Origin of the sequence: Haloarcula argentinensis DSM 12282 (genome assembly GCA_000336895.1) — an archaeon.
Lineage (GTDB): Archaea > Halobacteriota > Halobacteria > Halobacteriales > Haloarculaceae > Haloarcula > Haloarcula argentinensis.
Genome location: AOLX01000022.1, coordinates 1 through 24919, shown reverse-complemented (window position 1 = coordinate 24919; position 24919 = coordinate 1). Strand labels below are relative to the sequence as shown.

Here is a 24919-nt window from a genome sequence, read left to right as displayed (position 1 = left end):
AACGCACAAGCGAGCGGCCGCCGAACCCCGAGTATGCTCCAGTCCGGGTTCTCCAGCCTGACCGGCGGTGGTCTCCTCGCGGTCCTCGTGACCGTCCTCGTCACTTGGCTCTTCTACGCCCTGACGCTCCACTTGGCTGCGACGTTCTTTATCGGCGACGTGCCGAGCCAACTCGCCGCTAAGGCTGCCCTCGCGCCGGCAATCGTCTCGCTCATCCTCCAGCGCTGGGGCGTCGAGTCCGGCGTCGTCTCGGCCGACCTCGGTGTCGCGGTCGTCCTGTTGCTCACCCTCGTCGCCGACGGGATCGCCATTAGCCTCTCCTATCGGCTGTCGACCCGCTCGACGGCCCCGCTCGTGGCGCTGCATCTGGCGTTCGCGGCGGTGCTCGGGTTTGCCCTGAACAACATTTTCATGTTCTTCTGACCCTCCGACCCAGGAATGTGGTGGTAGTGTCTGTCGAATTTGGGTGCGGAGCGCGGCTTGCATACCGCGCCTTCGGCGCGGTTTCGCTCCGAGCGTGGCCGCAGGCCGCGACTCGGAGGTCGTTTTTAGCGTAGATTTTTGCGAACCCACTCCCTGCAGCGCGCTCGTAGAGCGCGCGAGGAGAGGGGGTGACGTAAAAAGGTACTATTCCACCAGCCGCTCTATCTCCGTCACGAGGATGTCACTCGCACCCACGTCTTTGAGTGAGCTGATCGTCTCGAAGACGGCGCGCTCCTCGACGACGGCGTGGACGGCGAGCTGGTCGGAGCCGGCGATGTCCATCACAGTCGGACCACCCATGCCCGGAAGCACGTCTTCCACGTCGTTGAGGGCGTCCTCCGGGGCGTTCATCATCAGATAGCGTTTGTCTTCGGCGGCAAGGACGGAGCCAAGCGCGGTGTCGACCTGCTGGACCTTCTCGTCGGCAGCGGTGTCCTCGCGAGCGAACAGGCGGACGGAGCTTTCGAGTACCTCGTCGACGACGGCCAACCGGTTCATCCGAAGCGTGGTCCCGGTCGAGGTGATGTCGACGATGCCGTCGGCGATGTCCACGTGTGGGGTCAGTTCCGTTGCGCCGGACACTTCGGTCACGTCGACGTCGACGTCGACTCGGTCGAAGTACCGGCGGGTGATCTTGGGGAACTCTGTAGCGATGCGGCCGTCCTCGAAGTCGTAGACGGTCTCGATATCGCTCTCTTCCGGCGCGGCGAGGACGAGGCGACAGCGGCCGAAATCGAGGTCACGGAGTTCGACGAGGTCGTCGGCGTCGGACTCTCGAACCTGGTCGAGGCCGGTGATACCCACGTCGGCAGCGCCGTCCGCGACGTACTCGGGGATGTCGGCGGCACGGGCGTACAGGACGGTCACGTCCGGGTCGACGGTGTCGGCGTGCAGTTGGCGGTCGGCTCCGTCGACCAGATGGAGGCCGGCCCGTTCGAGCAGTTCCTCGCTTGGTTCGTGCAGGCGGCCCTTGTTGGGGACGGCGATTCGCATACGCCTACTGGCAGGCCGCGGGGCAACTGTCTTTCCCCTCGGGCTGGCCGGGCCTGTGGGCGGAACCGTCACAGGCGGTCCCGGCGGGGGAGGACAACGAATGTAGCCGCAGCCAGCAGTGTCAGGCCAGCGAGACCGTAGAACGCGAGGGCGAACAGGCCGCGGTCGGCGAGCAGGCCGACGGCTGTCGAGCCCAGCGAACTGATCGCGAAGAAGCCAGTCCGGAGCAGGCCCCAACCGGTGCCTTCGGCGGCATCAGGCAGTGTGTCGACGATGTAGGCGTTGGCCAGCGGACCGACACTCATCCGAACCCCGATGACGGCGGAGACGATGGCCAGCGGCACTAGGCCGCGGACGGACGGAATGAGTGCGAGCGGAACGGTACTGACGAGGGCGACAGCGGTCAGAACCCTGGGCGTTCCGTATCGGTCGGCGAGCCGGCCGGTGATCGTCTGCGAGAGCGCGCCACCGACGAACAGCACCGAGAGGAGCGCCCCCGCGGTCCCCTGTGAGAGGTCCCTGACTGTGACCAGATATGTCGTGAGAAACGCTGTCACGGCCTGAAAGGCAAACAGCATCAGTGTCTTGCCCGAAACCGACAGCACGAGCCGGCGGTTGCGAAAGCCGGTGAGGACTATTCGGAGGTCCTGCCGGAGGCTCCGTTCGGACTCACCGGTCGGGCGGTCCGAGACTGAGAGCCAGAGCGCGCCGGCGACAAGAATGAACAGCGGAGCGGCGCTGGCAAGCGCCAGCCGCCAGCCGTACCGTGTAGTGACGAACGCGGCGACGGCAGGCAGTGTGGCCGCGCCGAGAGAACCGGCCGCCATCACGATGCCGAAGGCGGTCCCCTCGCGGGCATCGAACGTCCGCGAGAGCGCGGTCCCGCGGGTCGGGCCGTACACCCCAGTTCCGAGCCCGAATGCGCCCGTTGCAATGAGGAACAGCGAGAACACCGGCGCGAAGAAGTAGCCCAGCAGCCCGATGCCCGACAGCAACGCTGCCGCCACCAGCAGCGTCCGCTCGCCGATCCGGTCGATCAACACCCCGGCCGGGAACTGCACTGCCGCGTACGTGAGCCAGAGCACCGTGACCGCGAGCCCTGCCTGTGCGTTCGAGATGACGAACTCCTCGCGTATCGTCGGCAACACCGCAGGGACGACAAACCGCATCCCGAGAACGAGGAACCAGCCGGCAGCAACGGCAAGCAGCATTCGGCCTGGGCTTCCGTGCCGCATCGCACTGACCCGCTGTCGGAGTTGCTCTGCCGCCGCCATTCTCTTGCTCACTCGAACGCGCCGGAGCCGAAAGACCCCTGCGGAACAGGCACTGCTGTCACTGCTACATCGCCGATAGACATGGCAACACGCCACACAATGGCGGCGTGGACCCGGCGAACTAAGGTCCGCGGTTGCGAAGCCACCGCCATGAGCGAACTTCTCGTTACCGGCGGGCAGGTCCTCCGGCCGGACATGACCATTGAGCGTGCGGACGTACTGGTTTCACAGGACAGCGGCGACATCGTGGCCGTTGACCAACCGGGCACACTGGACGGCGACGACGAACTCGACGCCAGCGACGGCCTGGTCATCCCCGGTCTGGTCAACGCCCACACCCACGTCGCGATGACGCTGCTGCGTGGCCTTGCGGACGACAAGCCCCTCGACGCCTGGCTACAGGAAGACGTCTGGCCTGTCGAGGCGGAACTGACTGCTGAAGACATCCGCGCCGGGGCAGAACTCGGGCTAGTCGAGATGATCCGGTCGGGAACCACAGCGCTGTCGGACATGTACTTCGAGGTCGAGGAAATCGCAGATACAGTCGATCAGGCCGGGATGCGAGCAGTCCTGGGTTTCACCGCGGTCACTGTCGGCAAGGACGACGAGGCCGCGCGGTCTGACCTTCGGGAGAGTCTCGACGTAGCTCGGAAACTCGACGGTGCGGCTGATGGCCGAGTTCGGACGACGTTCCAGCCGCACTCGCTCACGACCGTCGGCGAGGAGTACCTCAGTGAGTTCGTCCCGAAGGCCCTCGACGACGACCTATCGATCCACTTGCACGCCAACGAGACTCGCGACGAGGTGACGCCTATCGTCGACGAACACGGACAGCGCCCGCTCGCCTACGCCGACGATATCGGCCTGCTCGACGGCGACACGTACGTGGCCCACGGCGTCCACGTCGACGACAGCGAAATCGACCTGCTGGCTGAGACTGGCACCGGCGTCGCTCACTGCCCGGCCTCGAACATGAAACTCGCCAGCGGGATGGCCCCGGTACAGGACCTGCTGGACGCTGGCGTTACCGTGGGTATCGGCACCGACGGCGCGGCCTCGAACAACGACCTCGACATGTTCGACGAGATGCGCGACGCGGCAATGATCGGCAAGCTCGCGGCTGATGACGCCAGCGCGGTCGACGCCAGCACTGTCGTCGAAATGGCGACCGCAAACGGCGCGGCCCTGCTTGGCTTCGACAGTGGCCGCATCGAAACCGGCGCGAACGCTGATCTGGCTGTCATCGACCTCGACGCCCCACACCTGACGCCGGCCCACGACCTCGTCTCGCACCTGGCCTACGCCGTCCACGGGAGCGACGTGCGCCATACGGTCTGTGACGGCGAGGTACTCATGCGGGACCGCACTGTCGAGGTGTTCGACGAGCAGGCCGTCCGCGAACGAGCCAGCGATCACGCGGCCGCGCTGGTCGAACGAGCCGGCGACTGAACAGACGGAATAAACGCTGAGAGGAAGTTTTAAACGGTATAAATGTGTTTCAGCCGGTATTTTTGAACATGCAAACGACCTGAACGGGATGAACGGGAGGGGGTGTTTATCGCTCTCTCGGAGAAGGTATCGGCTACGATGCGCACCAAACTCTTTGCACTGTACGCCGCTGTCGGACTGATCCTGTTGGCCGTCGGTCCGGGTCTGGCGGCCGCTGCGGACTCGGCCGGCAACACTGACGCGGGGAATACCCTCGCAGTCGGTGTCTCACAGGCTGACGACGGCAGCGCGACGGTATCGGTCACACAGAACGAGACTGGCGTCGGGAACGCCTCAGTTGCCGTGGAGACGGCTGACAATACCTCCTACGCTGGGACCGGCAACTACACCACCGACAGCAATGGGACGGTTGGACTGCCCGCCCCCGAGCAGAACGTGACGGTCGACGTGACGGCGACGGCTGACAATCACACCGCGACGACGACGGCGAACCTGACTGTCGCGCCGACGAACGCCACCAACATGACCGAGTTCGACACCTTCGGACTCGAAGTGTCGGCCTACGTGAGCGACCTGCTGAGCGACGAGAACCGGACCGGCGGTATCGGCCCGACCGTCGCCAGCTTCGTGACCGCGAACAACCCCGGCAACGCGCCGGACCATGCCGGTCCGCCCGCACACGTCACCGGTGAAAACGAGTCCGACGACAACGAAACCCACCCCAGCGAACGACAGGGTCCGCCGGCGGACATCTTCGGTGACGACGAGAGCGAGACCGAGAACGACCGTCGTGGCCCGCCCGAAGACCGCGGTCCGGACAGTGATGACGCGGAGAACGAAACTGACGACGAAAACGAGACGGACGACGACCGTCGTGGTCCGCCCGAAGACGCTGGGCCGCCCGAGGACCGCGATGACGACGACGTGGAGAACGAGACTGAAGACGACGAGAACGAAACCGAGGAACCGGAAGACGAGACGGAAGATGCGGTAGAAGAAGACGAGACCGAAGAGCAAGATGAGGACGACGATGCTGACGACGACAACGATAGCGACGACGATGACGACGGCGACCGCGGCCGTCCGGACGACGCCGGCCCGCCGGACGACCGCGGTAACTGAGCGGCTTCGGTAGCGTTTTAGGAACTCTCTTCCTCTGTTGTGGCATGACGACGCCTATTTCGGAGCGACTCGACGACCTCGACGAGGCTCGCGACTCCGGCCGCCGAAAGATGGACTGGGCCATCCAGCACATGCCCATCTGCGGCGCGCTCCGCGAGGAGTTCGAGGCCGAGCAGCCCTTCGCCGGTGAACGCATCGGCATGGCGATGCACGTCGAAGCCAAGACCGCTGTCCTCGCGGAAATCCTCGCTATCGGTGGCGCGGAAGTCGCCATCACCGGCTGTAACCCACTCTCGACGCACGACGACGTGAGCGCCGCACTTGATGCCGTCGACGGCATCACCTCTTACGCCGAGCGCGGCGTCGACGACGAGGAGTACTACGAGGCTATCGAGGCTGTCATCGGCCACAAGCCGACCATCACCGTTGACGACGGGATGGACCTCGTCGCCGCCATCCACGAGGACTATCCGGAACTCATCGACACTATCATCGGTGGGGCGGAGGAGACGACGACCGGCGTCCACCGACTGCGCGCAATGGACGATGACGGCGAACTCGACTACCCCGTGTTCGCGGTCAACGACACGCCGATGAAGCGCCTGTTCGACAACGTCCACGGCACCGGCGAATCCTCGCTGGCCTCGATTGCGATGACGACGAACCTCTCGTGGGCCGGCAAGACCGTTGTCGTCTCCGGGTACGGTGACTGCGGCAAAGGTGTCGCGAAGAAAGCCAGCGGCCAGAACGCCGACGTGATCGTCACCGAAGTCGAGCCCCGCCGCGCGCTCGAAGCGCACATGGAGGGCTACGAGGTCAAGCCGATGGCCGAGGCTGCCGCCGAGGGCGACGTGTTCATCACGACGACCGGCAACCGCGACGTCATCGTCGAGGAGCATTTCGAGGCGATGCAGGACGGCGTCCTGCTCGCCAACGCCGGCCACTTCGACGTGGAGGTCGACCTCGACGCACTGTCGGACCTCGCCGCCGACACCTACGAGGCCCGCGACGGCGTCCAGACCTACGAGATGGCCGACGGGCGCCGCCTGAACGTGCTGGCCGAGGGCCGTCTGGTCAACCTCGCGACGCCAATCGCACTGGGCCACCCCGTCGAGGTGATGGACCAGAGCTTCGGCGTGCAGGCCGTCTGCGTCCGCGAACTGGTCGAGAATGGCGACGACTACGAGGCCGGTGTCCACGCTGTTCCGGACCGACTCGACAAGGAGGTCGCGGAGATCAAACTCGACGCCGAGGGCGTCGAATTCGATTCGCTGACCGAGACGCAGGCCGAGTACATGGATTCCTGGCAGCACGGGACGTAGGGCGGGGCGCGACCGCAGGAAGCGGCCCGCCAGACGCGCAGCGGTGACCGAAGGGAACCGCGAGCAGTAGCGAGATTCTGAGCGGAGCGAGGATATCGAACCGGAACGGGGAGCGAAGCGACCCGTGGCGGACATAGAGTGATTCGAGCGGAGCGAGAACGACTAACAGGTCGAACGGCGAAGCCGTGAGACGTAGGGTGGCCCCCGAGCGTAGCGAGCGGTCGCCAAACTGCGAGCGGCGACCGACGGAATTGACACGGAACAACCGAGCGGGTGGGTTTCCTGAGTCGGGGCGCAAACACCAGCTTTCGACACCACGATAATTACCATCGGCGCTGATGTGCGAGTATGGCTGTTCACGAGACCGCGAAGATTGAGAATGCGACGCTGGGAACCGTCGAGATTCGAGAATACGTGACGATCCACGATGCCGAGATAGACGACGGCGTCCAGATTTACGAGGGCACCTCGATCAAGAAGGCGACCATCCACGGGCCGACTGATATCAACGCAAACGTCTACGTCGAGAACGCAACGGTCGGCGAGTCCGTCCAGATCGGGCCCAATGCCTCTATTGTCGGCGTAACGCACGACCTCACCGACGCCGGCATGGAGTTCCAGAACGACACGTTCGACGAGATAGTCATCGAGAACGGGGCTTTCGTCGGCGCTGGCGCGGTGGTCCTCCCGGGCGTCACGGTCGGCGAAAACGCCGTCGTCGGGGCCGGAACCACTGTAACCGAAGATGTTCCGTCTGAGACTGTGGTCCGGAGCGCCACGGAAACGGTACAGCATTCCCTCTGAGTCGGCACAAAACACCGGTCGATACTTCCCGACAACGGGGTGTCCACCGCGACCGATTGAACGAGCGGGCGTTACACCGCTGTCCCCTCGTCTTCGGCCGCTGATTCGGTGTCCGATGCTGCGTCGGCTTCGGCTGCGACCGGTTCTTCCTCGTCGGTCGCCAGTGAGTCGCCCAGCCAGCCGCCGTGCAGGAAGCAGATGGTCGCAGCTAGCGTCGAGACGGCGTTCGAGGCGGCGATGCCGTACCATGCGCCGACCGCACCGAGGCCGGCGACAGTGATGAGGACGCCTGCCAGCGCGGCGCGGAAGCCCCACAGTGTCGTCAGCCCCAGAACCATGGAGAGCCGGGTCGCGCCAGCGCCGTGGAACGCGCCGTTCATCATGTGGAAGACGCCCATCACGGCGTAGGTGGGTGCGACGATGTGAATGAACGTCACCACGTGGTCGGCGACGGGACCGCTGCTCGTGCCGACAAACAGGCCGACGATGGGGCGGGCATACAGCGTCGCGACGACGCTGACGACCAGGAACGCCCCGACGAGGATCGCGCTTGCGTGATAGACGACCCGCTTGGCACGGTCACGGCATCCCGCGCCGAGGTTCTGCCCGACGACGGTTTCGACGGCCATTGCCATGCCGACCATCGGAAGCCAGACGATGGTGGTGAACCGGCTCCCGACGCCGTAGGCGGCGACGGCGTTGTCGCCGACCAGCGCGACCAGTACGGTCATCAGCGTCACCGACAGGGCCTGCGTGCTCCGCTCGACGCTGACCGGTGCGCCGATACGGACGATTTTCCGCACGGGTGCCAGCTGTGGTCGCAGCGCCGATAGCGATGGCGTGATGCCGACCCGGCCGCTGAACAGGAGCCAGAAGCCCGCCAGTGCGGCGAGACCGCGGGAACCAACCGTCGCGACCGCCGCCCCGGCGACGCCCATCCCCTCGAAGCCAGTGTGAGCGTAGAGCCACGCAGCCAGTGATTCCAGGCCGAGCCAGCCGAACAGAGGGTTGTCGGTGAACCCGAGGATGAACACCGGGTCGATGACGACATTGAGAGCGACGCTGCCGGTCATCAGGTACATCGGCGTCTTCGTATCGCCCCAGCCCCGGAGCAGTGCCTGGAAGACGAAGAAGCCGAACATGAACCACAGGCCGAGGAAGACGATGCGGGTGTACGACACTGCCATCACGTGTACCTCGGTCCCGGGCTGGCTGCCCAGCAGTGAGAGGAGCGTCGGTGTCAGCAGGAAACCGGCTATCGAGAGGACGACCGACAGCAGGGTCACGAAGCCAAGCGTCTGACCGGCAACGAAGTTCACGCGCCCCTCGTTCTCTGCGCCAGTGTTCTGCGAGACGAGGATGGTCCCCGCTGCGGTCATGCCGCCGCCGACACTGATGAGCAGAAAGACGACGGGCCAGGAGTACGACAGCGCGGCCATCGCGTCGTTACCCAGCCGGAGGACCCAGAACGTGTCTGTGAGGTTGTACACCGTCTGCAGGAGCTGGGTTGTGACGAGCGGCGCGGCAAGCGTCAGGAGTGGCCACAGCAGCGCGCCCTCGGTGAACCGTTCGGACTGGGCGGCGGCGTCACTCATCGCGCAAACACCTCCACACGGGGACCATACCGACACGGTCGCTCTCCGTGGTGTAAATGTTGTCGTAGCTTTGACAGAAAATCACATGCCCGTAGCGGGCAGGGTAACCGCTTCACACAGACGCAGAACCGCTTGCTTCGTTGGTGTCGCCGACCGACCGTTGATTAGTCCTACTCGTTTACGTCGACGAAAACTGTCGACTGAATCCACGCAGACGGGTTCTCCGGGTCGCCGATGTGGGCGACCGTATCCACGCCAACATCGTACTCTTCGAACGTCGCTCTGATGCCCTCTTGTGAATCGGTGTCGTGCTCGTGCGTCATCGGTGTGTTCCGTGTGTCGTTTGGCAGTTCCCTCGTCGCGAATGACTGCACTGGTCCAGTTGCCCGACCGGACCTGGTGCCGTCGCCGACCCGCGCGTCCTTACCACACTTCACCAATAGCGAGTGACGGGCATCCGTCTGTCTACTAGCTGTATTCACTCGCCGCCGGGCCACCTCTATATGTATAGCCCCACAGTCTGGCCGCCCTCGTTGTCGGGAATCCGACACCGATCGTCTCGGTGACGGCAATTTTATTCGCTCCCATCCGAAAGGTGGTTGCAATGGAACCGCTCCACGCACGCTACCCCTTTCTGGCGCGGTCGCGGGAGGCCGTCGAAGCCGCGGCGGTGGACTTGGGCGAAATCGTCGCCACGGACGAGACGGTCACGGCGCGCGCGCTGGAGCGAGTCGAGTCGGCAATCACGGACGGGACTGTCGGGGAGCCACACCGGCGGACCCGCGTCGAACTGCTTTCGTACCCGGTCGCCCGCGTGCTGGTGTCGCTCGTCGACGTCCACATCTGCACCCGGAAGTACGCGCAGGCGGAGGCCGAGGCGGCCTACGACCGGTTCACCGAGGAGTTCGAAACGACGACGGAACTGAAATCGACGCAGCGCGAGACGCTGGACCGCACGGAACTGCTCGCGGAGTTCGACCTCGCCAGCGCTGTCAGCGACGCCGGCGATGGGTACCGCGTCGAGGTCGGCGCGTATCTCGACCTGGCGGCCGATCAGCGGGGCGATTCTTGGCGGCTGGTCAATCGGCCACTGGCCGACGGCGAGGTCAGGGTCACTGCCGAGGAACTGAACGTCCTGTTGAAGCAGGCGATCCGTCACCGAGTCACCGACGGCCTGCCGTTCACCGTCCCCGACGCTATCGCCGACGAACTGACGGAGGAGGTCGACCGTCTAGAGGAAGTGCTCTCGGAACTGGAACTCACCCGCGAGATCGACACCGTCGTCCCGGAACTGTTTCCGCCCTGCATGAAGTCGCTCCTCGATCAGGTGCAGAAGGGCGAACACCTCGAACACCACTCCCGGTTTGCTATTGCGACCTTCCTCGTCGGCATCGGAATGACGACGGACGAAATTGTCGACCTGTTCCAGGTCAACCCCGGTTTCGGCGAGGAAGCGACCCGCTATCAGGTCGACCACATCCGCGGGGATACCAGCCCGACGGAATACTCGACGCCGGCGTGTTCGACCATGCAGTCCTACGGTGACTGTGTCAACATGGACGACCTCTGTGAGGCGATTTCTCACCCGATGGGCTACTACGAGCAGAAGTTAGACGACACCGACGAGGAGGAACTGGTCGACTGGCGCGAAGACGAGGGCGACGAAGAGGCCGACGCTTAGAACTGCTGGCGTTCGAGCCAGAGGCCGGCAGCGGTCATGAAGACGACGAACAGCCCGATTGCGCCGATGAGTGCATAGCCGCCCGTTGCCTCTACGGTTGACCCACTCAGATACATCTGTGAGGCCGTAACAGTTGCGCCGACGAACAGCACGACGGCGACCGCCGAGATGACGATTTGCAGGAGCGTCTCCCGCTCGATATCCATGCTCTGCGATTTCACAGGGCCGGCAAAAAGGGTATCGAAGCGCTGGAGCCCACTGGCCGAGCCATTTAGGACCGTGTAGCACCTACGTTTCGACTGGACGCATTGGAAAATACAGCCGCGTCCACACCTATGACGCTCATCGAGCCAACAGCCGACCGGCAGAGTACCGCACTTGCACCGGACCTCCGTTCCCTCCCGGACCGGGCCGCCCGCGCCTGGACCGAGCGCATGGCCGTTCGCCCACGAGCGGACAGCACGTACACCGTGACGACGGAGAGCGACAGCACGTATCTCGTCGATATCGGGCAGCACGCCTGCTCCTGTCCCGACAACCGCATCCGCGGCGAGCACTGCAAACACCTCCGGCGCGTCGCCATCGAAATCACTGCCAAGCGGATCGCACCACCGGGCAAGGATCGGGCGACCTGTGACGCCTGTGGGACCGTCACCTTCGTCGCCGCGGACGCACGGACGCCACACCTCTGTGGGCACTGCCGACTGGAGAGCGGCGACATCGTGCGTGATCGCGAGACGGGCGACAGACTCGTCGTCACAGGGATCACCGACACGCCGGCCGACGACTGGACCATCGAGGCGACCGACGAGACGGTTGCCGACTACGACACCAACGACGGTTACCCGGCGAATGACCTCGTGGTGCTGGCGACGTATCTCTCGGATGCTGTCAGCGCGACCGAGCCGCGAGAATACGCCTTTCCCCTGTCGCGACTCCGTCGTGTCGAGGACGCCGAACTCGTCGACAGTAAGAACCAGTAATCGAGCGCCTGCGAACCGCTATTCCAGCATCGCCGCGGCTTCCTCCTTGTCGAGGTCGCCGCGCTCGAAGGCCGACAGCACGTCCAGCACGCTCTGGTCGGGGCCGTCGTCGCCCACTTCATCCAGTGTGACCTTCTCGGAGTTACCCACGAACTCATCGAAGTCAGTCCCGTCGGAAAGGGCCGTCTCCTTCTTGACGCGGTAGTTACCGCCGTCGGTCGTGTGGAGGTCCGCCGGGTGGAAGAAGTACCAGTCTTCGCGGTCGAACCGGACGCCGATACGCGGTTTCGCGCCGAAGTTCCGGGCGAAAAACAGCAGCGCCTCGACCTCCTCACCGGTGAGATAGATCGGGTCACCGGCGCTGGATTTCGCCTCGATGGCGTAGAACGTCTCGCTATCGCCCGAGAGCACGTCCGGCAGTTCCCGCTCGGTCGCGCTGCCGCTCGCTGGCGCGCGCATCACCGCAAAGCCCGCCTCGTCGAGTGCGTTGACCAGTTCGCGCTCGCGGCGGTCGCCCTTCGCGTTCGAGTTTGCCATTAGCAGGACGTGGAGCGACGGGGGTAAAACCGTTCAGATACAGCCAGACCGTTCATTCCGTTCAAACAGGCGCACATCGATTTGACCTATCGCGGGGCATATACGCGCCAGTGCCATCCCACGTCATGGAATGAGTACGTACGTACCAGCCAAGACAGTATCGACGGCGACCCGCAGTACGGGGCAACGCCAATGAGACGGCGACGGTTCATCGCGACAGGCGCTGGCGTCAGTGTCGGTCTCCTCGCCGGCTGTTCCGGGTCGAGCGATTCCGGCGAATCTGACGGAACCAGCGGCGGCGAAACCAGTGACGGCGGCTCCACCGATGCGGACACGATGACGAATGACGGCGGAACCGTCGGGACGTTCCGGCTACTGATCAGCGACCAGCCCGCGGCTATCGGTGACTTCGACTCACTCGACGTGTCGTTCTCCAGCGCTCGCATCTTCCATGCGGGCGGGGAGGATACAGAAAGTGAGACCGAAGCCACGGAGACGGCCGAGGCAACCGAGACGAACGAGACTGCAACGGCTGAACCGACCGAGACGGCGGAGATGGACGACGTAGACCAGACGGAGGACGAAGCCGACGAAGATGAGACGGAAGACGAGGAGGGCGACGACAACAACGGCTTCGTCGTCCGCGAACTCGACGGCGCGACCGTCGATCTCACCGAAGTCGTCGGGGACAAGGCCATCGGCGTCCTCGACGGCGAACTCGAAGCGGGCCGATACAGCAAGATCGAACTGTACGCCGAATCCATTGATGGGGTCGTCGACGGCGAGTCGGTCGACGTGAAGATCCCGAGCGAGAAGCTCCAGCTGACCAAGCCGTTCGAAGTCGTTGCTGGTGAATCGGTCGACTTCGTCTTCGATATCAACGTCGTCAAGAAGGGCAACGGCGGCTACAACCTCCTGCCGGTCATCTCGGAAAGCGGAGTCGCTGGCAAGGACGTTGCTGTAGAGGAGGTCGGCAGCGACGGTGGGGGAGACGAGACTGACGATGCGGAGGAGGACAGCAACGAGAGCGACGACGACGAAGAGACCGAAGTCGAGACGACAGAAATCGGGGAGACGGACCGCGACTCGATGACGGACTCGGACCGGAGCGGCAACGAAACGACGACTGCCGAGTAGTGATTAGTCTTCGATTCGTGACTCCAGTTCCTGAATGACCTCGTCGGTCGTGCCGCCGTCGCCACGAACCGCCTGCGTGTAGCGCTTGTATTCTTTCGGAGACACTTCGACGGTCTTGGTTTCGCCTTTGTGTGAAATCTCGAGTTTCACCGTGCCCTGAGGGTTGTTCCGTCGTCGGAAGCTCGCCATGGCAGTGAAGACGAACCAGAACGCCACGCAGGTCCCGATGAAGTACGCCATCGTCGTCTCGAACGCCAGCGTCTGCGCACCGACGGTCCAGTTGTAGGGATACGCCGTTTGAAACAGCCCAACACCGACCAGACAGAGGAACGCGCCGACGCCGACACCGCCCTGTTCCCGGCGGCTCGACGGGAGGACGGCGACGACGCTCAGGAACATCGCAGGGATGCCGAGGCCGCCCAGCGTCCCGCCGAGTTTCTCGGCCGCGTGGGGTTCAGTTGCGCCGACGACGGCCGACAGCGGCGTCGTCACCAGCAGTATCGCGACGACCACCGTCAGCGCGCCGACACCACCCAGGGTCGCGCCGGCAACGACGCGGCGGGGGTCACGGCCCTCCCACCGCCGGTCGCTGTACGCGTCCCCGAGGTTCTCCATACCGGCCCGTTGGCACCCGACCCACAAAACGCTACGTCAGACGCGCGTGCGACGCTGTACGGCGGTCAGCGCGTCGCCGCCAGCAGCTGTCAACGTACCTAGGTGGTCGCTATCGACGAGTTCGAGCGAGGCGTCTGGGAGCCGCTTGGCAAGGGCGTTCCCTGTCGATGGGGCAACGTTGGCGTCGTTTTGCCCCTGGAACACGCTAACCGGCACCGAAATGTCTTCGAGGGCAAACGGCCACGGCTCTGAGAGCAGTCGCTGCTCGCGGATGATCTCGCTCGGGCCGCGTGCCATCGACGTGAGCATATCGGCGCGGACGATTCGCGCCACCTCGCTGGCTGCCAGATCGTCAGTCTCCGGTGTCTCCTCGGCAACGAACCCGACAGCGTAGGACGGGTCCTTGCGGACAGCGAACCACCGCTGCAGCCGGAAAAGTCGCCCGAGCGCCCACGGAGTGTGCCGGGAGAGTGCCCCGACGAACTGCTGGACGCGCCCTGTTGCGCCGACTGACGGCGGGCCGCTGCCGCCCAGCAGTGCGATTCGCTCTACCTCCGGCAGTCGGTGACAGGCCAGCGCGAACGGGCCGCCGCCGGAGAAGCCAACGGTACCGGCTGCGTCGATGTCGAGATGGGACAGAAGGTGCGCGGCGTCCTCCGGCCAATCTTCGAGCGTGACGGAAGCATCTTCCGAGTTTCCGATGCCCGGTCGATCCGGTGCGATGAGATTGACGCCGCGTTCGCGGGCCGGTGTGGCGAGCAGCCGTGCGATGACGTGTGATCCGGGGGTACCGTGACAGAAGAAAACCGGATAGCCGTCGGCGTCGCCGTAGGTGGCGTACGCCAGCCGTCGACCGTCTGGGAGCGAGAGCGTCTCCGTCTCGGAGTCGTCTGGCAGCCAGTCGGTGGCCGGAACCGGCGGCGCGGACGGCATCTGTCGTTATTCGCTCTGGATGCGCGGCGCGAGCATGTACGTGACCCGGCCCTGGCCTTCAGCGAAGCTGAAGTGCATCTTGACGGGGAACTCCTCGCCGAGTTCCATCTCGACTTCGGCGTCTTTCGGGATGGCCTTGTTCATGTTCTTCAGGTAATCCAGCGAGAACAGCGAGTGGGCGTCCCCGGGGGTGAGGTCGATGAGGTCGTCGCGGGTGAGTTCGAGGTGGACATCGTCTGTGTCGCCCTCGGCGTCGACGTAGAACAGCTCCTCGGTGGCGTCGACGCCCAGCGCGATGTGGTCGCTGACCATGTCCGCGGCGGTGACCGACCGGTCGATGTCTTTCCCCTCGATAACGATATTCGCCGAGAGGTCCAGATCCGGGAGGTCGGGCTCCTGACGGATCGAATCGGGGTCGATCAGCGCGAGGGTGTATTCGAGGCCGTCGATAGAGATGTGGAGTTTCCGCGTCTCCTCGTCGAGATCGAGGTGGACGAGCTGGCCAGCGTCGGCCATGCCGGCGATGTCTTCGAGGCGGGAGAGATTGACGCCGATGAGCCCACCGTCAGTCTCGTAGGACTCGAACGCCGCCGCGTCGAGCCGTAGGTCGACCATTCCAACGTTTGCCGGGTCAACTGCCCGGATTTCCAGCCCGTCTTCTTCGAGGTGGATCTTGCACTCGTCCACCAGCACGCTCACAGAGTCGAGAGTCGCCTGGAGCGTGTCTGCGCTCACGATGGCGTTGAACATCTTGAACCGGACTATGCCCCCATCCATTAAAAAGTCCCTCATTGAAACCGCGTGCGCGCGAGCGACCGCGGACGGGGCAGCGCTCGTGAGCGGACTCTATCGAGTGACCGATCAGAACACGAAGCGGCAGTGCACAGCGTTACTCCGGCGACGCGGTCAGGCCTCCGGTTCGAACACGTCGGGGTTTGCCGCCCCTTCGCGGTTGATGACGGCCATCATGCCCTTGCGCGCGACTCGCGAGAGTGCGTGATCGACCAGCTTGATGGGACCGGGCACCTCGGCGTGGAGGGTCGCGATGGCACAGGACCCCGGCTTGACCGGCGTGGTCTGGACGTACTTGTTCGGCGGTCCGGCGATAGCACCCTGCTGCCAGACCTCGTCCCAGACGGAGCCGATGGGGTGGAAACTGGAGTCGAGGCTCGGCCCGCCGGTCACGAAGTACACGCGAGCGGTGTCGCCGACCGACATGCTCGGCGAACCGTGTCGGTCCGGGGTGATGGCGTACTTTTCGCCGTTCACCAGGACGTACGTCGGCTCTTCGGCCGCCATCGCCTCCATGTCGAAGTCGTGGTGCCCCTTCTCGCCGGTGTCGCCGGTAGTGTACAGTTCGTGCTGGCCGAAGTAGAACTCGTGGTCCACTTCGGGGAGCCCCTCCTTCGGTTCGACGAGTATCATCCCGAACATCCCCGAGGAGATGTGCATATCGAGGTTCGGGACGGCGCAGTGGTAGATGAACGCGCCGGGGTAGGTGGCCTTGAAGCGGAACGTCTTGGTCTGGCCCGGCGTGACCATCGACGCCTCAGCCCCGCCCCCGGGGCCGCGGACGGCGTGGAGGTCGATGTTGTGGGGCATCGAGTTCCCCTCCTCGTTCGTGATGGTGAGTTCGACGGTGTCGCCCCGGCGAACCCGGATCATCGGGCCGGGGATCTGGTCGCCAAACGTCATGTATGTGTAGGTGACGCCCGGCTCGACCTCTGCGACCTGCTCTTTGGTGGTCATCTCGACCGATACAGTCTTTGGCTCCGACCGGTCGATGGGGTCCGGGATTGCGGTCGGGTCCGCGGCGATACGGTCGATGTCAGTCTGTTGTGCGCCGTTCATAGCTGGCTCCTGTGGGGTCGTCTCCGCTTCGGTCGCTTGCTCTTTTGCGCCCGGTGCGCTGGCACAGCCCGCAAGTGCGGCCGTGCCGACGCCCAGGGCTTCTAACACCCGCCTCCGCGTCGCCGTCGGAATGGTTGACATTGGGAGGTCACTTCCTACAGATGGGACTCAGCGCGTGACCTGTATATATGGGGCCGGCGAATCTCAGCCGCTGAGACGCGTTCTTGTGCGGTAAGAACGACACTGATCATGTTCGGGCCGGTGGTAATGTAGTCCCGGAAACTGTCGATATCCATCGGAACAACCGACCGGTGACTGTCGTGCAGCAGCTCGACCGGAAACTCCGAGTCGGCATCCATTTCAGCGCTGACCGCCTTCCTCTCATTATGACTGCGATTTCGCCGCCCTTGGGCGTTCGAGACAGACGCGGTGTGAGGTAACTATGTCGGGCAAAGACGACTACTACAACAGAGCGAAGCAGGAGGGGTATCGCGCGCGGTCGGCCTACAAGCTCCAGCAGCTGGACGACACGGCCGGCCTCCTCGGCGAGGGACGGACCGTCGTCGACCTCGGCGCGGCACCCGGCGGCTGGATGCAGGTCACGGCCGAGCGCATCGGCGAACGCGGCACGCTCGTCGGTGTCGACCGCCAGACAATCGATGACCTAGAAGATCCCGAGCCGACCGTTGAGTACGTCCGTGGCGACATGACTGAGGACGGCACGAAAGACGAGATCCGCGAAATCGTCGGTGAGAGCGACGGCAGTGGGGGTCCGGTCGACGTTGTGATCTCCGACATGGCCCCGAACATGACTGGCCAGTACGATCTCGATCACGCCCGGTCGGTTCATCTGGTCCGGCAAGCCTTCGAAGTGGCCACGGACCTGCTCGATGCCGGCGGGGACTTCTGTGCGAAGGTGTTCGACGGGCAGGACCTCGACGACCTCATCGCCGACATCGAACCGGAGTTCGAGTACGTCCGCGAGGTCCGTCCCGACGCCTCCCGTGACTCCTCCTCGGAGCTATATTTGGTGGCGAAACACCGCCTGACTGGGCCGGTCCGCGAGGGTGACATCGTCGAAGTCACTATCGAGGACATCGGCGAGGAGGGGGACGGCATCGCAAAGGTCGAGAACTTCACCGTGTTCGTCAGCGGCGTCGAAGATGGCCAGACCGTCGAGGTCCGAATCGACGACGTGAAACCGCGGTACGCGTTCGCCGAACCGGTCGAATAAGCCGCTCGCAGTCGTTTTTCAGTCGGCGCTCGCCGGGGACGTAACGACGTCGTTTCGCCGGGCGAAGCCGACGACGGCGTAAACAAAGGGCGTATCCACGACGGCGATAGCGAGTTTCAGCAGGTACTGTCCCACGATGAGCACCAGCGCCTCGGCCGGCGGGACGCCCTGAAACAGGACGAAGCCGACGCCGACGAAAATGATCGTATCGATGAGCTGGCTGGTGGCTGTCGAGCCGATATTTCGGAGCCAGAGCTTCTCACCGTCCGTTCGGTCCCTGAGCCAGTGGAAGATGAACACGTCCCAGTTCTGGCTCACGACGTAGGCCGACAGGCTGGCGACGACGATGGCCGTGCTGGCCCCGAGCACGTTCTGGAAAGCCGCAAGGTCAACCGGCTGATCTGCCTGCGGAAGTCCGGGGGCGAGAATCGTGCTCCAGATCAGCGCCAGCAGAATGAAGTTCATGACGAAGCCAACGTTGACGACGACCGTTGCGGCCCGACGGCCGTACAGCTCTGCGTAGCAGTCGGAGGCGAAGAACGTCAGCGCGTAGGCCAGCGCGGCCCCGGGCAGGACGAGCATCGACCCAGCAAGCGGAAGGGAAAACGGCAGCGAGAACGCGAGCAGCTTCGAAGCGGTCACTTGCGAGGTGACCAGCGCCGTCACGAACAGCGCGACGAGGCCGACGCGCACCGACTCCGACCGCTCACTGCTCATCGTCGAGTCGTCCCTGCCGTTCATCGATGTCGTCGAGCATGTCAAGCGTCTTTCGTACTGAGGCGCGGATGGCCTCGCTTCGGTTGACGAACTTCCCGTCCTCGCCGACGTGCTTGTCGATGTCGTTCAGCAGTTCGGCCGGGACTTCGACGCTTATCTTGGGCATATCTGGGGAATATATCGAGCATATGCTTAGCCACTGCGGTTTGCCGACCGGACGTATCGGCTCGCAGGCGGTCTCCGGGCATCACGAGAGTACTGCACTCACGACAGGCCGGATGGAGGAAAATCCCAGATTTCGGCCAGTAGAGGAGCATCTTGCGGGACTGCTATCGGGGTTTCTGGTTGTTATGAGTATCACTGCGCGTTCCGCGACCGGGACGGTGGCGCGATCATCGTCGAATAACACTCCCCGACTTGTCTCCGCGAACAGCTATCAGTCGGCCGGTTCGCTGCGCCGGTTCGTCGTCCGCCGGCCGCCGAGCGTGTACACCCAGAGGATGCCGAGACCGAGCATGTACGAAAACGCCGTCGGAATGCCGACGATAAACATGGTGAAGATACCGCTTGGTGAGAGAATCGCCGATAGCGCCACGATGGCGATGACGACCTCCCGCCAGCGCTCGTACATCAGGCGGAACGGGATGATTCCGCCCTTGTGGAACAGGAACATCGTCACCGGAATCTCCGCCAGCAGGCCGATCCCGATGGTGAGGAAGAACACGAGCCAGCCGAACTTGCTTACTCGGTAGGCGATGACCATGTTCGAGTTCAGCTGGTCGTAGGCGATCCAGGAGATGGTCATCGGGGCCACGTAGAGGAATCCGAGCAGGCTTCCGCCGATGAGTGCGGCGAACAGCGTCCCGCCCCAGACGCCGAGGATGTTGCGGTTCCCGATGACGAGGCCGCGCTCGCGCATCGCCGGCCATGCGAAGTACAGCACCACGGGGATGATGGAGACGGCTCCGAGTATCGTCGAGAACTTGACGATGAACACGAGGTGCTCCACAGGGTGGAGCGTGACGATGCTCACGTCGGCGGCCATCTCCGGCGGAAGCCGGCTGACGAACGTCCGCTGTATCGACCCGATACCGCCCTGATAGAGGAACAGGAACGCGGCGGCGAGCACCGCGCCGAAGATGCCCAGAATCACGAACGCCCGGGACGCCAGCGCACTGAGGATGAACTGGATGTCGTAGTAGTAGCCGCCGATCTCGTCTTCAGTGGTCTCGTCCTCGGTGAAGGCGTCGACCATGCCGGCGGTCGTCGAGGTGAACACGCCTGCGTCTTCCTCGTCCGCTTCGGCGGTCCCGTCCACTCCTTCTGCGGCGTCACCCTCGCCCTCCGGGTCGTCCTCGTGGGCCATGTCCCAGCGGTCGAGGACGGCCTGTGCTTTCTTCTTGTTGTCGTCCGCAAGAGCGCGGTCGGCGTGGGCAAGCGCCTCGTCCTCGGTCATCTCCTCGAACACTTCGGGGGGCGCGACCTCGACGGCTGAAGCGTTGAGTTCGCCGATATCGATTGCCGTCGGGTCGCCGACCTGACCGGGGCCGGCCTTCTCGGACAGTGCGGTCAGAACGTGGTAGTACAGAACAGCAACAGCACCGATGACGCCGAAGACGGCAGCAATGAGCAGTGCCGTACTTTCGACGGGGAGCCCGAACAGTGCCGGCGGCTGAATGTCGCCAGTGAGCCGGTCGGACGGGAATACTTCGGCGAACTGCTGGATGTACTGAAATGCCGGCGTCGCCAGGACGTAGTACACCACACCGCCGCTCAGCACTGCACCGCCGAGAATCGTGTTCCAGTGCCCACGGGCGACGGTACTGGTACTGACGAGGTCACCAGAGCGCCTGATCAGCATCGCAAGCTTCGCCAGCGCGAGACTGATCCCGTAGAGGCCACACAGCGGCGCGGCCCACATGATCTGCGTAAAGGGGTCCGGCGGCGAGAACAGCGCACCGAAGGCGAAAATCCCCATCACCGCGTAGCGCCACTTGTCCCGGAACGTCTCGTAGGGGACGATTTCGGTGTAGGAAAGCACCGTCATCACGAGCGGCAACTGGGCGGCGAGTCCGAAGGAGACGGCCAGCAGGAAGACGAACTGGAACCACTTGACGATGGAGTACTGCGGCGTGAAGCCGGCCTTGAATGCGTCCCCGGCGAGGAAGTTGAACATCAGCGGGAAGAACAGTTCGTAGGCGTAGGCGACACCGCCGAAAAACAGGCCCAGGCTTATGCTGACGAACAGCGCGCCCTTCCAGGTCGGGATGTGCTCGGCCGGCCACCAGCCGCGCTGTCGGAGTCCGTCGCGGCCGAAGTAGATCAGCAGCGGCAGCGACATGAGAATCCCGATGACGGCCCCGATTTTCACCTGCAGGAGGATGACGTCGAACGGCGTGACCGCGACGATGCTCGTGGCCTCCTGTGTGGTGAGGTCCATCTGCGAGTACAGGAGATCGGCACGCAGCGTGTCCCAGACGCCGTACTGCAGTCCCATAATCGTGCCGATCATCCCGATGACGAAGACGATGAACACCTTCTGGAGGTGCACCTGCGCTGAGCGGAGCATCGCGCCGAGCGTGGCGCGTCCACTCTGGACCGTCTGGACGGTGTCCTCGTCGATAGCACTCGCCATCTTCTCTGTGCCTAGCCCAGTGGGCGTTATCAATTTATTCATCCCGGTGACAGCCACTGCTCGAAAAGAAAGTTTACAACACCCACCGTCTAAGCCCGGGACAGATGGAGGACGGTGACGCAGACGACGAGCGGCGCGGGCCCGATGAGCCGCCACTACCGTCCGATACCGAATCCGACGATTCGTCACTCCCGACCGACCCCGTGGCCGAAGCCGATGCCAATCGGGAGGCGGACGACGTGACGGGTCCCGGACCCGCACCGGCCGGCGGCAACGAGAGTACTATCGGCTCACACGCCGCGCCGACTGAAGGCGAAGCCAGCGACGGGCTGTTCGACCGCGACGCGTCAGACGTTGCCGCCGCTGTGCCGGCGGACGTTCCGACCGACTGGGGCAAGTCGACGCCGTCACCGGCCGGTGCCGGTGGTGCTGCACCGACGACCGGCGGCGGGAACGCACCCACCTACGACCCGGATGACGACATCGTCGACGAGGGCGCACCCGACGACGAGGAGATGCCCCTGGCCGACCACGTCGAGGAGATGGCGATGCGGCTGTTCGTCGTCGTCGGCGTAATGGCCGTGGTTGCCGTCATCGCCTTGCCGTACTCCGACGAGCTCATCAACTTCTTGTGGTACTCGTTCCTCGACGGGCCGGCCGAGGCCTGCGGCCGGGTCGCGACGAACGCCGACGGCAGCGTCGTCGATGGCGCTGACTGTCCGAACGTGTACAACCCGCTCGCGCTCATTCTGGCACGGCTGAAAGTGTCCTCGCTGGTCGGCTTTATCGCCGCCTTGCCGGTGTTCGTCTACGAGACGTACCTGTTCATGCGACCGGGGCTGTACCCCCGCGAGCGACGCTACTACCTGGCCGCGGTTCCGACGAGCCTCGTGCTCGCAGCTGTCGGCGTCAGCTTCGCGTACTTCGCCGTGCTGCGGGCGATGTTCGATTACTTCATTACCTACTCCGACCGCGCAGCCGACCTCGCGTTCGGCCTGAGCGAGACGTTCAACCTCATCATTCTGATGCTCGGGCTGTTCGCGCTCATCTTCCAGATCCCGCTGTTCGTGATGCTCGCAGTGATGATGGGCGTGACGACCCGCCAGTGGCTGCAGGACCGGCGACTGTACTTCTGGGGTGGCTTTGCTGCCGTGGCGTTCCTGTTCAGCCCGGACCCGACCGGGATGGCCCCGCTCATGGTCGCCGTGACGATGATCGGCCTATTCGAGGGCACCCTGTTGCTCCTTCGCTGGACCGGCAGCACGTCGCCAGTCCCGACGGCGGACGACCTCGCCGCGCGCCGTCCGGTCGCGTGGCTGACCGCCGGTATTGCCGGCTACGTCCTCAGCCCCGCACCGGTCCCGACAGGCTATTACGAGCAATTGCCAGCCACAGTCACTGAGACGCTGGCGGCCGTCGGCCTCGGGACCGCCACGCCGATGCTCGTCGGCGGCGGGATGATCGCCTTGTTCGAGGCGCTGGCGTACGTGAACAAGAACTACTACGGCTCGGTCAAACTCTGGCGCGGGTTCCGGGCCGCCCGCCTGCCGGTGTGGGCCGTCGCAATCGTCGTCGGCTACCTCGGCAGCCCCGACCCGACGCTGTTCCGCCTCGTGAACCAGTTCAGCCTCCCGAGAAATGCCGCAATCGCCGTCGCTGGCGGCCTCGTCCTCCTCTACGAGGGGACTATCGCCGTCGCACGCTGGCGAAACCGGGGTGAATAAGATGGGAACCCTACTTGTCGCCCGACACGGTGAGACGACGTGGAACCGCGACGGGCGCATCCAGGGATGGGCCCCGAGTCGGCTGACCGAACAGGGACAGAAGCAGGCCACAGCGCTCGGAACATGGCTCGACGAGCGCTACGGCGTCGACCGCGTCTTCGCCTCGGATCTCCGGCGGACCCGCGAGACGGCCGCCGCAGCCAACGACGGCTACGGTGGGTTACCCAACCCCGAGTTCGACACCGACTGGCGCGAGCGCGGGTTCGGCATCGTACAGGGCCTGTACGCCGAGGAACTGTTCGGGGAGTTCCCTGACCACGACCGGGACGCGAGCGTCATCTCGCTCGATGCGGCCCCGGAGGGCGGCGAAAGCATCCCGGCCTTCCGCGGGCGGGTCGAATCCGGGTGGGACCGGGCGATTGCGACCACCGACGCCGACGAAACGACGCTTGTGGTCACCCACGGCGGCGTCATCAAGGTCCTGCTGGCGAAACTCACCGACAGCGACCCGGACGCGGCGCTGGCGAAGAGTTCACAGCCGAACTGCGCGGTCAACGAAATCCGACTGGACGAGGACGGTCCTGCACTGGTCAGCGAGGAGATGACCGGCTGGCGGACGCTGCTGGACTGAGTGCGTACTGTTGCTTGATGCGATACGACCTAGAAATCGCCCTGTACTCTCGCCGGTGATCCCTGACGTACGAGCGACTGCGGGTGGTCGCCGCACTGTGGTGCTGGCTATCTGATGAACATGAAATAGACACCGATGACAAGGAGTACAAGTGTTAGCGTCCCGACAGCGCTCTCCACGCCCGGGGATACCGTAACGAACCGACCCGGAACGAGCTTCGAGAGTACGTACGAGAGGCTGAGAAGCAACGGTGCGACACGTTCTAACCTGGACTCAGCGTCCGTGTTTTCGATCGATTGCGCGAAAACTACCGGAATGGCAACCAACGAGAAGATGCCGAGTACGAGAAGCGCCGAATCAAGAAATAGGTCAACGAGCATATATAACGTGGTATTCCTGCCGTGTTTCGAGGCTGGCCGCGCATATCACTGAACTCAGCCCGACCGCGGTCCACTGTGGTCTATATTTGTCCCGACTGTCCCGCTACACTTGTACTTTATCTCATACTTTCCATGACGACGAAAGCGCTACTTTGCGTGTCTGATCGCCCAACGTAGAAGCGATGGCTGACGTGACGCACTGGTTTGAGAAGGGGTACGTCGTCAATCGACGGACGGATAGTCGGCGTCGAAAACGTTGCTGACCACGTCCTCTGCCTCTTCTTCGGCTGACTCCTCCGTTTCTGGGCTCACACTGCCGGTTTCGTACCCGTGGAGGTCGAGGGTAACGTGATCGAAGCCACAGTCCTCAATGTGGTCGCGGGCAGTACGGACGAAGTCGGGATCGAGCGCGGTTTCGAGTTCTTCCTCGCCGACCTCAATCCGGGCGAGGCCGTCGTGGTCGCGCACGCGGAACTGCTCGAAGCCCCACGTCCGCAGGAGGCGCTCGGCCTTCTCGACGCGGGAGAGGCGTTCTTCGGTCACTTCGAGGCCGGTCGGAATCCGCGAGGAAAGACACGCCATCGAGGGCTTGTCGGCGACCGAGAGGTCGTACTCGCGGGCGATTTCCCGGACCTCGGATTTCTCGATGTTGTGTTCCAGCAGCGGCGAGTAAGCGTCCAGTTCCTCGACGGCGCGCAGGCCGGGGCGGTGGCCCTCGCCCACGTCGGAGGCGTTCGTCCCATCACACACTACGTCGATTCCGAGTTCGCGGGCGCGGTCGTACATCTGTCTCTTATACACATCTCTGAGCGGGCTGGC

Annotated in this window: 26 protein-coding genes; 11 read left to right on the top strand and 15 right to left on the bottom strand. The window is 64.2% G+C overall.

Features of this window, described 5'->3' with window-relative positions:
• Window positions 1-33: 33 nt before the first annotated feature.
• Window positions 34-423 carry a DUF7473 family protein gene (locus tag C443_RS12020; protein WP_005536656.1) on the top strand — a complete coding sequence of 130 codons (390 nt, stop codon included), beginning with the start codon at window positions 34-36 and terminating at the stop codon, window positions 421-423.
• Between the two features lie 204 nt (window positions 424-627).
• On the opposite strand, the gene hisG is transcribed toward C443_RS12020, so the two are convergent.
• Together hisG and C443_RS12010 are read right to left on the bottom strand one after the other, a co-directional pair.
• Window positions 628-1476, bottom strand: coding sequence for an ATP phosphoribosyltransferase (gene hisG, locus C443_RS12015; RefSeq protein WP_005536655.1), 849 nt, complete (start codon window positions 1474-1476; stop codon window positions 628-630).
• A gap of 68 nt (window positions 1477-1544) precedes the next feature.
• On the bottom strand, window positions 1545-2687 hold the full coding sequence (locus C443_RS12010; RefSeq protein ID WP_005536654.1) for an MFS transporter: 1143 nt from the start codon (window positions 2685-2687) through the stop codon (window positions 1545-1547).
• Window positions 2688-2900: 213 nt separating this feature from the next.
• Between C443_RS12010 and C443_RS12005 the strand changes: the two genes are divergently transcribed.
• The 4 genes from C443_RS12005 to C443_RS11990 all read left to right on the top strand — a co-directional run bounded on the left by C443_RS12005 (window position 2901) and on the right by C443_RS11990 (window position 7447).
• Window positions 2901-4199, top strand: coding sequence for an amidohydrolase (locus tag C443_RS12005; protein WP_005536653.1), 1299 nt, complete (start codon window positions 2901-2903; stop codon window positions 4197-4199).
• A 138-nt stretch (window positions 4200-4337) separates the two neighbouring features.
• Window positions 4338-5321, top strand: coding sequence for a hypothetical protein (locus tag C443_RS12000; RefSeq protein ID WP_005536651.1), 984 nt, complete (start codon window positions 4338-4340; stop codon window positions 5319-5321).
• A gap of 44 nt (window positions 5322-5365) precedes the next feature.
• Window positions 5366-6643 carry an adenosylhomocysteinase gene (locus C443_RS11995; RefSeq protein WP_005536650.1) on the top strand — a complete coding sequence of 426 codons (1278 nt, stop codon included), beginning with the start codon at window positions 5366-5368 and terminating at the stop codon, window positions 6641-6643.
• Between the two features lie 348 nt (window positions 6644-6991).
• Window positions 6992-7447: an acyltransferase gene (locus C443_RS11990; protein ID WP_005536648.1), complete on the top strand. Its 456-nt coding sequence runs from the start codon at window positions 6992-6994 to the stop codon at window positions 7445-7447.
• Window positions 7448-7518: 71 nt separating this feature from the next.
• On the opposite strand, the gene C443_RS11985 is transcribed toward C443_RS11990, so the two are convergent.
• Complete coding sequence (locus C443_RS11985) at window positions 7519-9042, bottom strand: MATE family efflux transporter (RefSeq protein WP_005536646.1); 1524 nt, start codon at window positions 9040-9042, stop codon at window positions 7519-7521.
• A 170-nt stretch (window positions 9043-9212) separates the two neighbouring features.
• Window positions 9213-9365 carry a hypothetical protein gene (locus C443_RS21725; RefSeq protein WP_167321080.1) on the bottom strand — a complete coding sequence of 51 codons (153 nt, stop codon included), beginning with the start codon at window positions 9363-9365 and terminating at the stop codon, window positions 9213-9215.
• A gap of 281 nt (window positions 9366-9646) precedes the next feature.
• Between C443_RS21725 and priL the strand changes: the two genes are divergently transcribed.
• Window positions 9647-10723: a DNA primase regulatory subunit PriL gene (priL, locus tag C443_RS11980; RefSeq protein ID WP_005536643.1), complete on the top strand. Its 1077-nt coding sequence runs from the start codon at window positions 9647-9649 to the stop codon at window positions 10721-10723.
• Here the strand turns inward: priL and C443_RS11975 are convergent.
• Window positions 10720-10929, bottom strand: coding sequence for a DUF7472 family protein (locus tag C443_RS11975; RefSeq protein ID WP_004590143.1), 210 nt, complete (start codon window positions 10927-10929; stop codon window positions 10720-10722). The genes priL and C443_RS11975 overlap by 4 nt on opposite strands.
• 129 nt (window positions 10930-11058) lie before the next feature.
• Between C443_RS11975 and C443_RS11970 the strand changes: the two genes are divergently transcribed.
• Entirely contained in the window at window positions 11059-11706 is a 648-nt protein-coding gene (locus tag C443_RS11970) for an SWIM zinc finger family protein (RefSeq protein WP_005536641.1), read from the top strand.
• Between the two features lie 18 nt (window positions 11707-11724).
• Here the strand turns inward: C443_RS11970 and hjc are convergent, their stop codons facing one another.
• Complete coding sequence (hjc, locus tag C443_RS11965) at window positions 11725-12243, bottom strand: Holliday junction resolvase Hjc (protein WP_005536640.1); 519 nt, start codon at window positions 12241-12243, stop codon at window positions 11725-11727.
• 192 nt (window positions 12244-12435) lie between these two features.
• On the opposite strand from hjc, the gene C443_RS11960 reads away from it, so the two are divergent.
• Entirely contained in the window at window positions 12436-13380 is a 945-nt protein-coding gene (locus C443_RS11960) for a DUF4382 domain-containing protein (RefSeq protein ID WP_005536639.1), read from the top strand.
• Between the two features lie 3 nt (window positions 13381-13383).
• On the opposite strand, the gene C443_RS11955 is transcribed toward C443_RS11960, so the two are convergent.
• The 4 genes from C443_RS11955 to nirK form a co-directional block, all read right to left on the bottom strand.
• A complete protein-coding gene (locus C443_RS11955; RefSeq protein ID WP_005536638.1) occupies window positions 13384-13995 on the bottom strand; it encodes a DUF7139 domain-containing protein in 612 nt (203 codons plus the stop codon).
• Between the two features lie 36 nt (window positions 13996-14031).
• A complete protein-coding gene (locus tag C443_RS11950; RefSeq protein ID WP_005536637.1) occupies window positions 14032-14928 on the bottom strand; it encodes an alpha/beta fold hydrolase in 897 nt (298 codons plus the stop codon).
• Between the two features lie 6 nt (window positions 14929-14934).
• Window positions 14935-15678 (bottom strand): DNA polymerase sliding clamp, encoded by a 744-nt coding sequence (locus C443_RS11945; RefSeq protein ID WP_004516027.1) that lies wholly within the window; start codon window positions 15676-15678, stop codon window positions 14935-14937.
• Window positions 15679-15834: 156 nt separating this feature from the next.
• Window positions 15835-16920: a copper-containing nitrite reductase gene (gene nirK / locus C443_RS11940; RefSeq protein ID WP_005536634.1), complete on the bottom strand. Its 1086-nt coding sequence runs from the start codon at window positions 16918-16920 to the stop codon at window positions 15835-15837.
• Between the two features lie 301 nt (window positions 16921-17221).
• Here nirK and C443_RS11930 point away from each other — a divergent pair, with 301 nt between their 5' ends.
• A complete protein-coding gene (locus tag C443_RS11930) occupies window positions 17222-18013 on the top strand; it encodes a 23S rRNA (uridine(2552)-2'-O)-methyltransferase (RefSeq protein WP_005536630.1) in 792 nt (263 codons plus the stop codon).
• A gap of 18 nt (window positions 18014-18031) precedes the next feature.
• Here the strand turns inward: C443_RS11930 and C443_RS11925 are convergent, their stop codons facing one another.
• The 3 genes from C443_RS11925 to C443_RS11915 form a co-directional block, all read right to left on the bottom strand.
• Complete coding sequence (locus C443_RS11925) at window positions 18032-18730, bottom strand: queuosine precursor transporter (RefSeq protein WP_005536628.1); 699 nt, start codon at window positions 18728-18730, stop codon at window positions 18032-18034.
• Complete coding sequence (locus C443_RS11920) at window positions 18720-18896, bottom strand: ribbon-helix-helix domain-containing protein (RefSeq protein WP_004516031.1); 177 nt, start codon at window positions 18894-18896, stop codon at window positions 18720-18722. The genes C443_RS11925 and C443_RS11920 overlap by 11 nt, the downstream gene beginning before the upstream one ends.
• 270 nt (window positions 18897-19166) lie before the next feature.
• On the bottom strand, window positions 19167-21365 hold the full coding sequence (locus C443_RS11915) for a twin-arginine translocase subunit TatC (protein ID WP_005536627.1): 2199 nt from the start codon (window positions 21363-21365) through the stop codon (window positions 19167-19169).
• A gap of 104 nt (window positions 21366-21469) precedes the next feature.
• On the opposite strand from C443_RS11915, the gene tatC reads away from it, so the two are divergent.
• A complete protein-coding gene (tatC, locus tag C443_RS11910; RefSeq protein WP_005536626.1) occupies window positions 21470-23089 on the top strand; it encodes a twin-arginine translocase subunit TatC in 1620 nt (539 codons plus the stop codon).
• A 1-nt stretch (window position 23090) separates the two neighbouring features.
• The gene (locus tag C443_RS11905; RefSeq protein ID WP_005536625.1) at window positions 23091-23720 is read left to right on the top strand and encodes a histidine phosphatase family protein; all 630 of its coding nucleotides are present in this window, start codon (window positions 23091-23093) and stop codon (window positions 23718-23720) included.
• Between the two features lie 107 nt (window positions 23721-23827).
• On the opposite strand, the gene C443_RS11900 is transcribed toward C443_RS11905, so the two are convergent.
• Together C443_RS11900 and larE are read right to left on the bottom strand one after the other, a co-directional pair.
• Window positions 23828-24100 (bottom strand): hypothetical protein, encoded by a 273-nt coding sequence (locus C443_RS11900; protein WP_005536624.1) that lies wholly within the window; start codon window positions 24098-24100, stop codon window positions 23828-23830.
• A gap of 222 nt (window positions 24101-24322) precedes the next feature.
• A partial coding sequence (larE, locus tag C443_RS11895; protein ID WP_005536623.1) for an ATP-dependent sacrificial sulfur transferase LarE occupies window positions 24323-24919 on the bottom strand: 597 nt, incomplete at its 5' end.

Excerpts from the sequence above, each read along its gene's own strand:
- C443_RS11950 (WP_005536637.1), bottom strand. The coding sequence starts at position 14,928 with ATGCCGTCCGCGCCGCCGGTTCCGGCCACCGACTGGCTGCCAGACGAC.
- C443_RS11945 (WP_004516027.1), bottom strand. The coding sequence starts at position 15,678 with ATGTTCAACGCCATCGTGAGCGCAGACACGCTCCAGGCGACTCTCGAC.
- C443_RS11995 (WP_005536650.1), top strand. The coding sequence starts at position 5,366 with ATGACGACGCCTATTTCGGAGCGACTCGACGACCTCGACGAGGCTCGC.
- C443_RS21725 (WP_167321080.1), bottom strand. The coding sequence starts at position 9,365 with ATGACGCACGAGCACGACACCGATTCACAAGAGGGCATCAGAGCGACG.
- hjc (WP_005536640.1), bottom strand. The coding sequence starts at position 12,243 with ATGGCAAACTCGAACGCGAAGGGCGACCGCCGCGAGCGCGAACTGGTC.
- C443_RS12005 (WP_005536653.1), top strand. The coding sequence starts at position 2,901 with ATGAGCGAACTTCTCGTTACCGGCGGGCAGGTCCTCCGGCCGGACATG.
- C443_RS11975 (WP_004590143.1), bottom strand. The coding sequence starts at position 10,929 with ATGGATATCGAGCGGGAGACGCTCCTGCAAATCGTCATCTCGGCGGTC.
- C443_RS12020 (WP_005536656.1), top strand. The coding sequence starts at position 34 with ATGCTCCAGTCCGGGTTCTCCAGCCTGACCGGCGGTGGTCTCCTCGCG.
- nirK (WP_005536634.1), bottom strand. The coding sequence starts at position 16,920 with ATGTCAACCATTCCGACGGCGACGCGGAGGCGGGTGTTAGAAGCCCTG.
- C443_RS11920 (WP_004516031.1), bottom strand. The coding sequence starts at position 18,896 with ATGCCCAAGATAAGCGTCGAAGTCCCGGCCGAACTGCTGAACGACATC.
- C443_RS11905 (WP_005536625.1), top strand. The coding sequence starts at position 23,091 with ATGGGAACCCTACTTGTCGCCCGACACGGTGAGACGACGTGGAACCGC.
- C443_RS12000 (WP_005536651.1), top strand. The coding sequence starts at position 4,338 with ATGCGCACCAAACTCTTTGCACTGTACGCCGCTGTCGGACTGATCCTG.
- tatC (WP_005536626.1), top strand. The coding sequence starts at position 21,470 with ATGGAGGACGGTGACGCAGACGACGAGCGGCGCGGGCCCGATGAGCCG.
- C443_RS11900 (WP_005536624.1), bottom strand. The coding sequence starts at position 24,100 with ATGCTCGTTGACCTATTTCTTGATTCGGCGCTTCTCGTACTCGGCATC.
- priL (WP_005536643.1), top strand. The coding sequence starts at position 9,647 with ATGGAACCGCTCCACGCACGCTACCCCTTTCTGGCGCGGTCGCGGGAG.
- C443_RS11985 (WP_005536646.1), bottom strand. The coding sequence starts at position 9,042 with ATGAGTGACGCCGCCGCCCAGTCCGAACGGTTCACCGAGGGCGCGCTG.
- C443_RS12010 (WP_005536654.1), bottom strand. The coding sequence starts at position 2,687 with ATGCTGCTTGCCGTTGCTGCCGGCTGGTTCCTCGTTCTCGGGATGCGG.
- C443_RS11955 (WP_005536638.1), bottom strand. The coding sequence starts at position 13,995 with ATGGAGAACCTCGGGGACGCGTACAGCGACCGGCGGTGGGAGGGCCGT.
- C443_RS11915 (WP_005536627.1), bottom strand. The coding sequence starts at position 21,365 with ATGGCGAGTGCTATCGACGAGGACACCGTCCAGACGGTCCAGAGTGGA.
- C443_RS11930 (WP_005536630.1), top strand. The coding sequence starts at position 17,222 with ATGTCGGGCAAAGACGACTACTACAACAGAGCGAAGCAGGAGGGGTAT.
- C443_RS11990 (WP_005536648.1), top strand. The coding sequence starts at position 6,992 with ATGGCTGTTCACGAGACCGCGAAGATTGAGAATGCGACGCTGGGAACC.
- C443_RS11960 (WP_005536639.1), top strand. The coding sequence starts at position 12,436 with ATGAGACGGCGACGGTTCATCGCGACAGGCGCTGGCGTCAGTGTCGGT.
- hisG (WP_005536655.1), bottom strand. The coding sequence starts at position 1,476 with ATGCGAATCGCCGTCCCCAACAAGGGCCGCCTGCACGAACCAAGCGAG.
- C443_RS11925 (WP_005536628.1), bottom strand. The coding sequence starts at position 18,730 with ATGAGCAGTGAGCGGTCGGAGTCGGTGCGCGTCGGCCTCGTCGCGCTG.
- C443_RS11970 (WP_005536641.1), top strand. The coding sequence starts at position 11,059 with ATGACGCTCATCGAGCCAACAGCCGACCGGCAGAGTACCGCACTTGCA.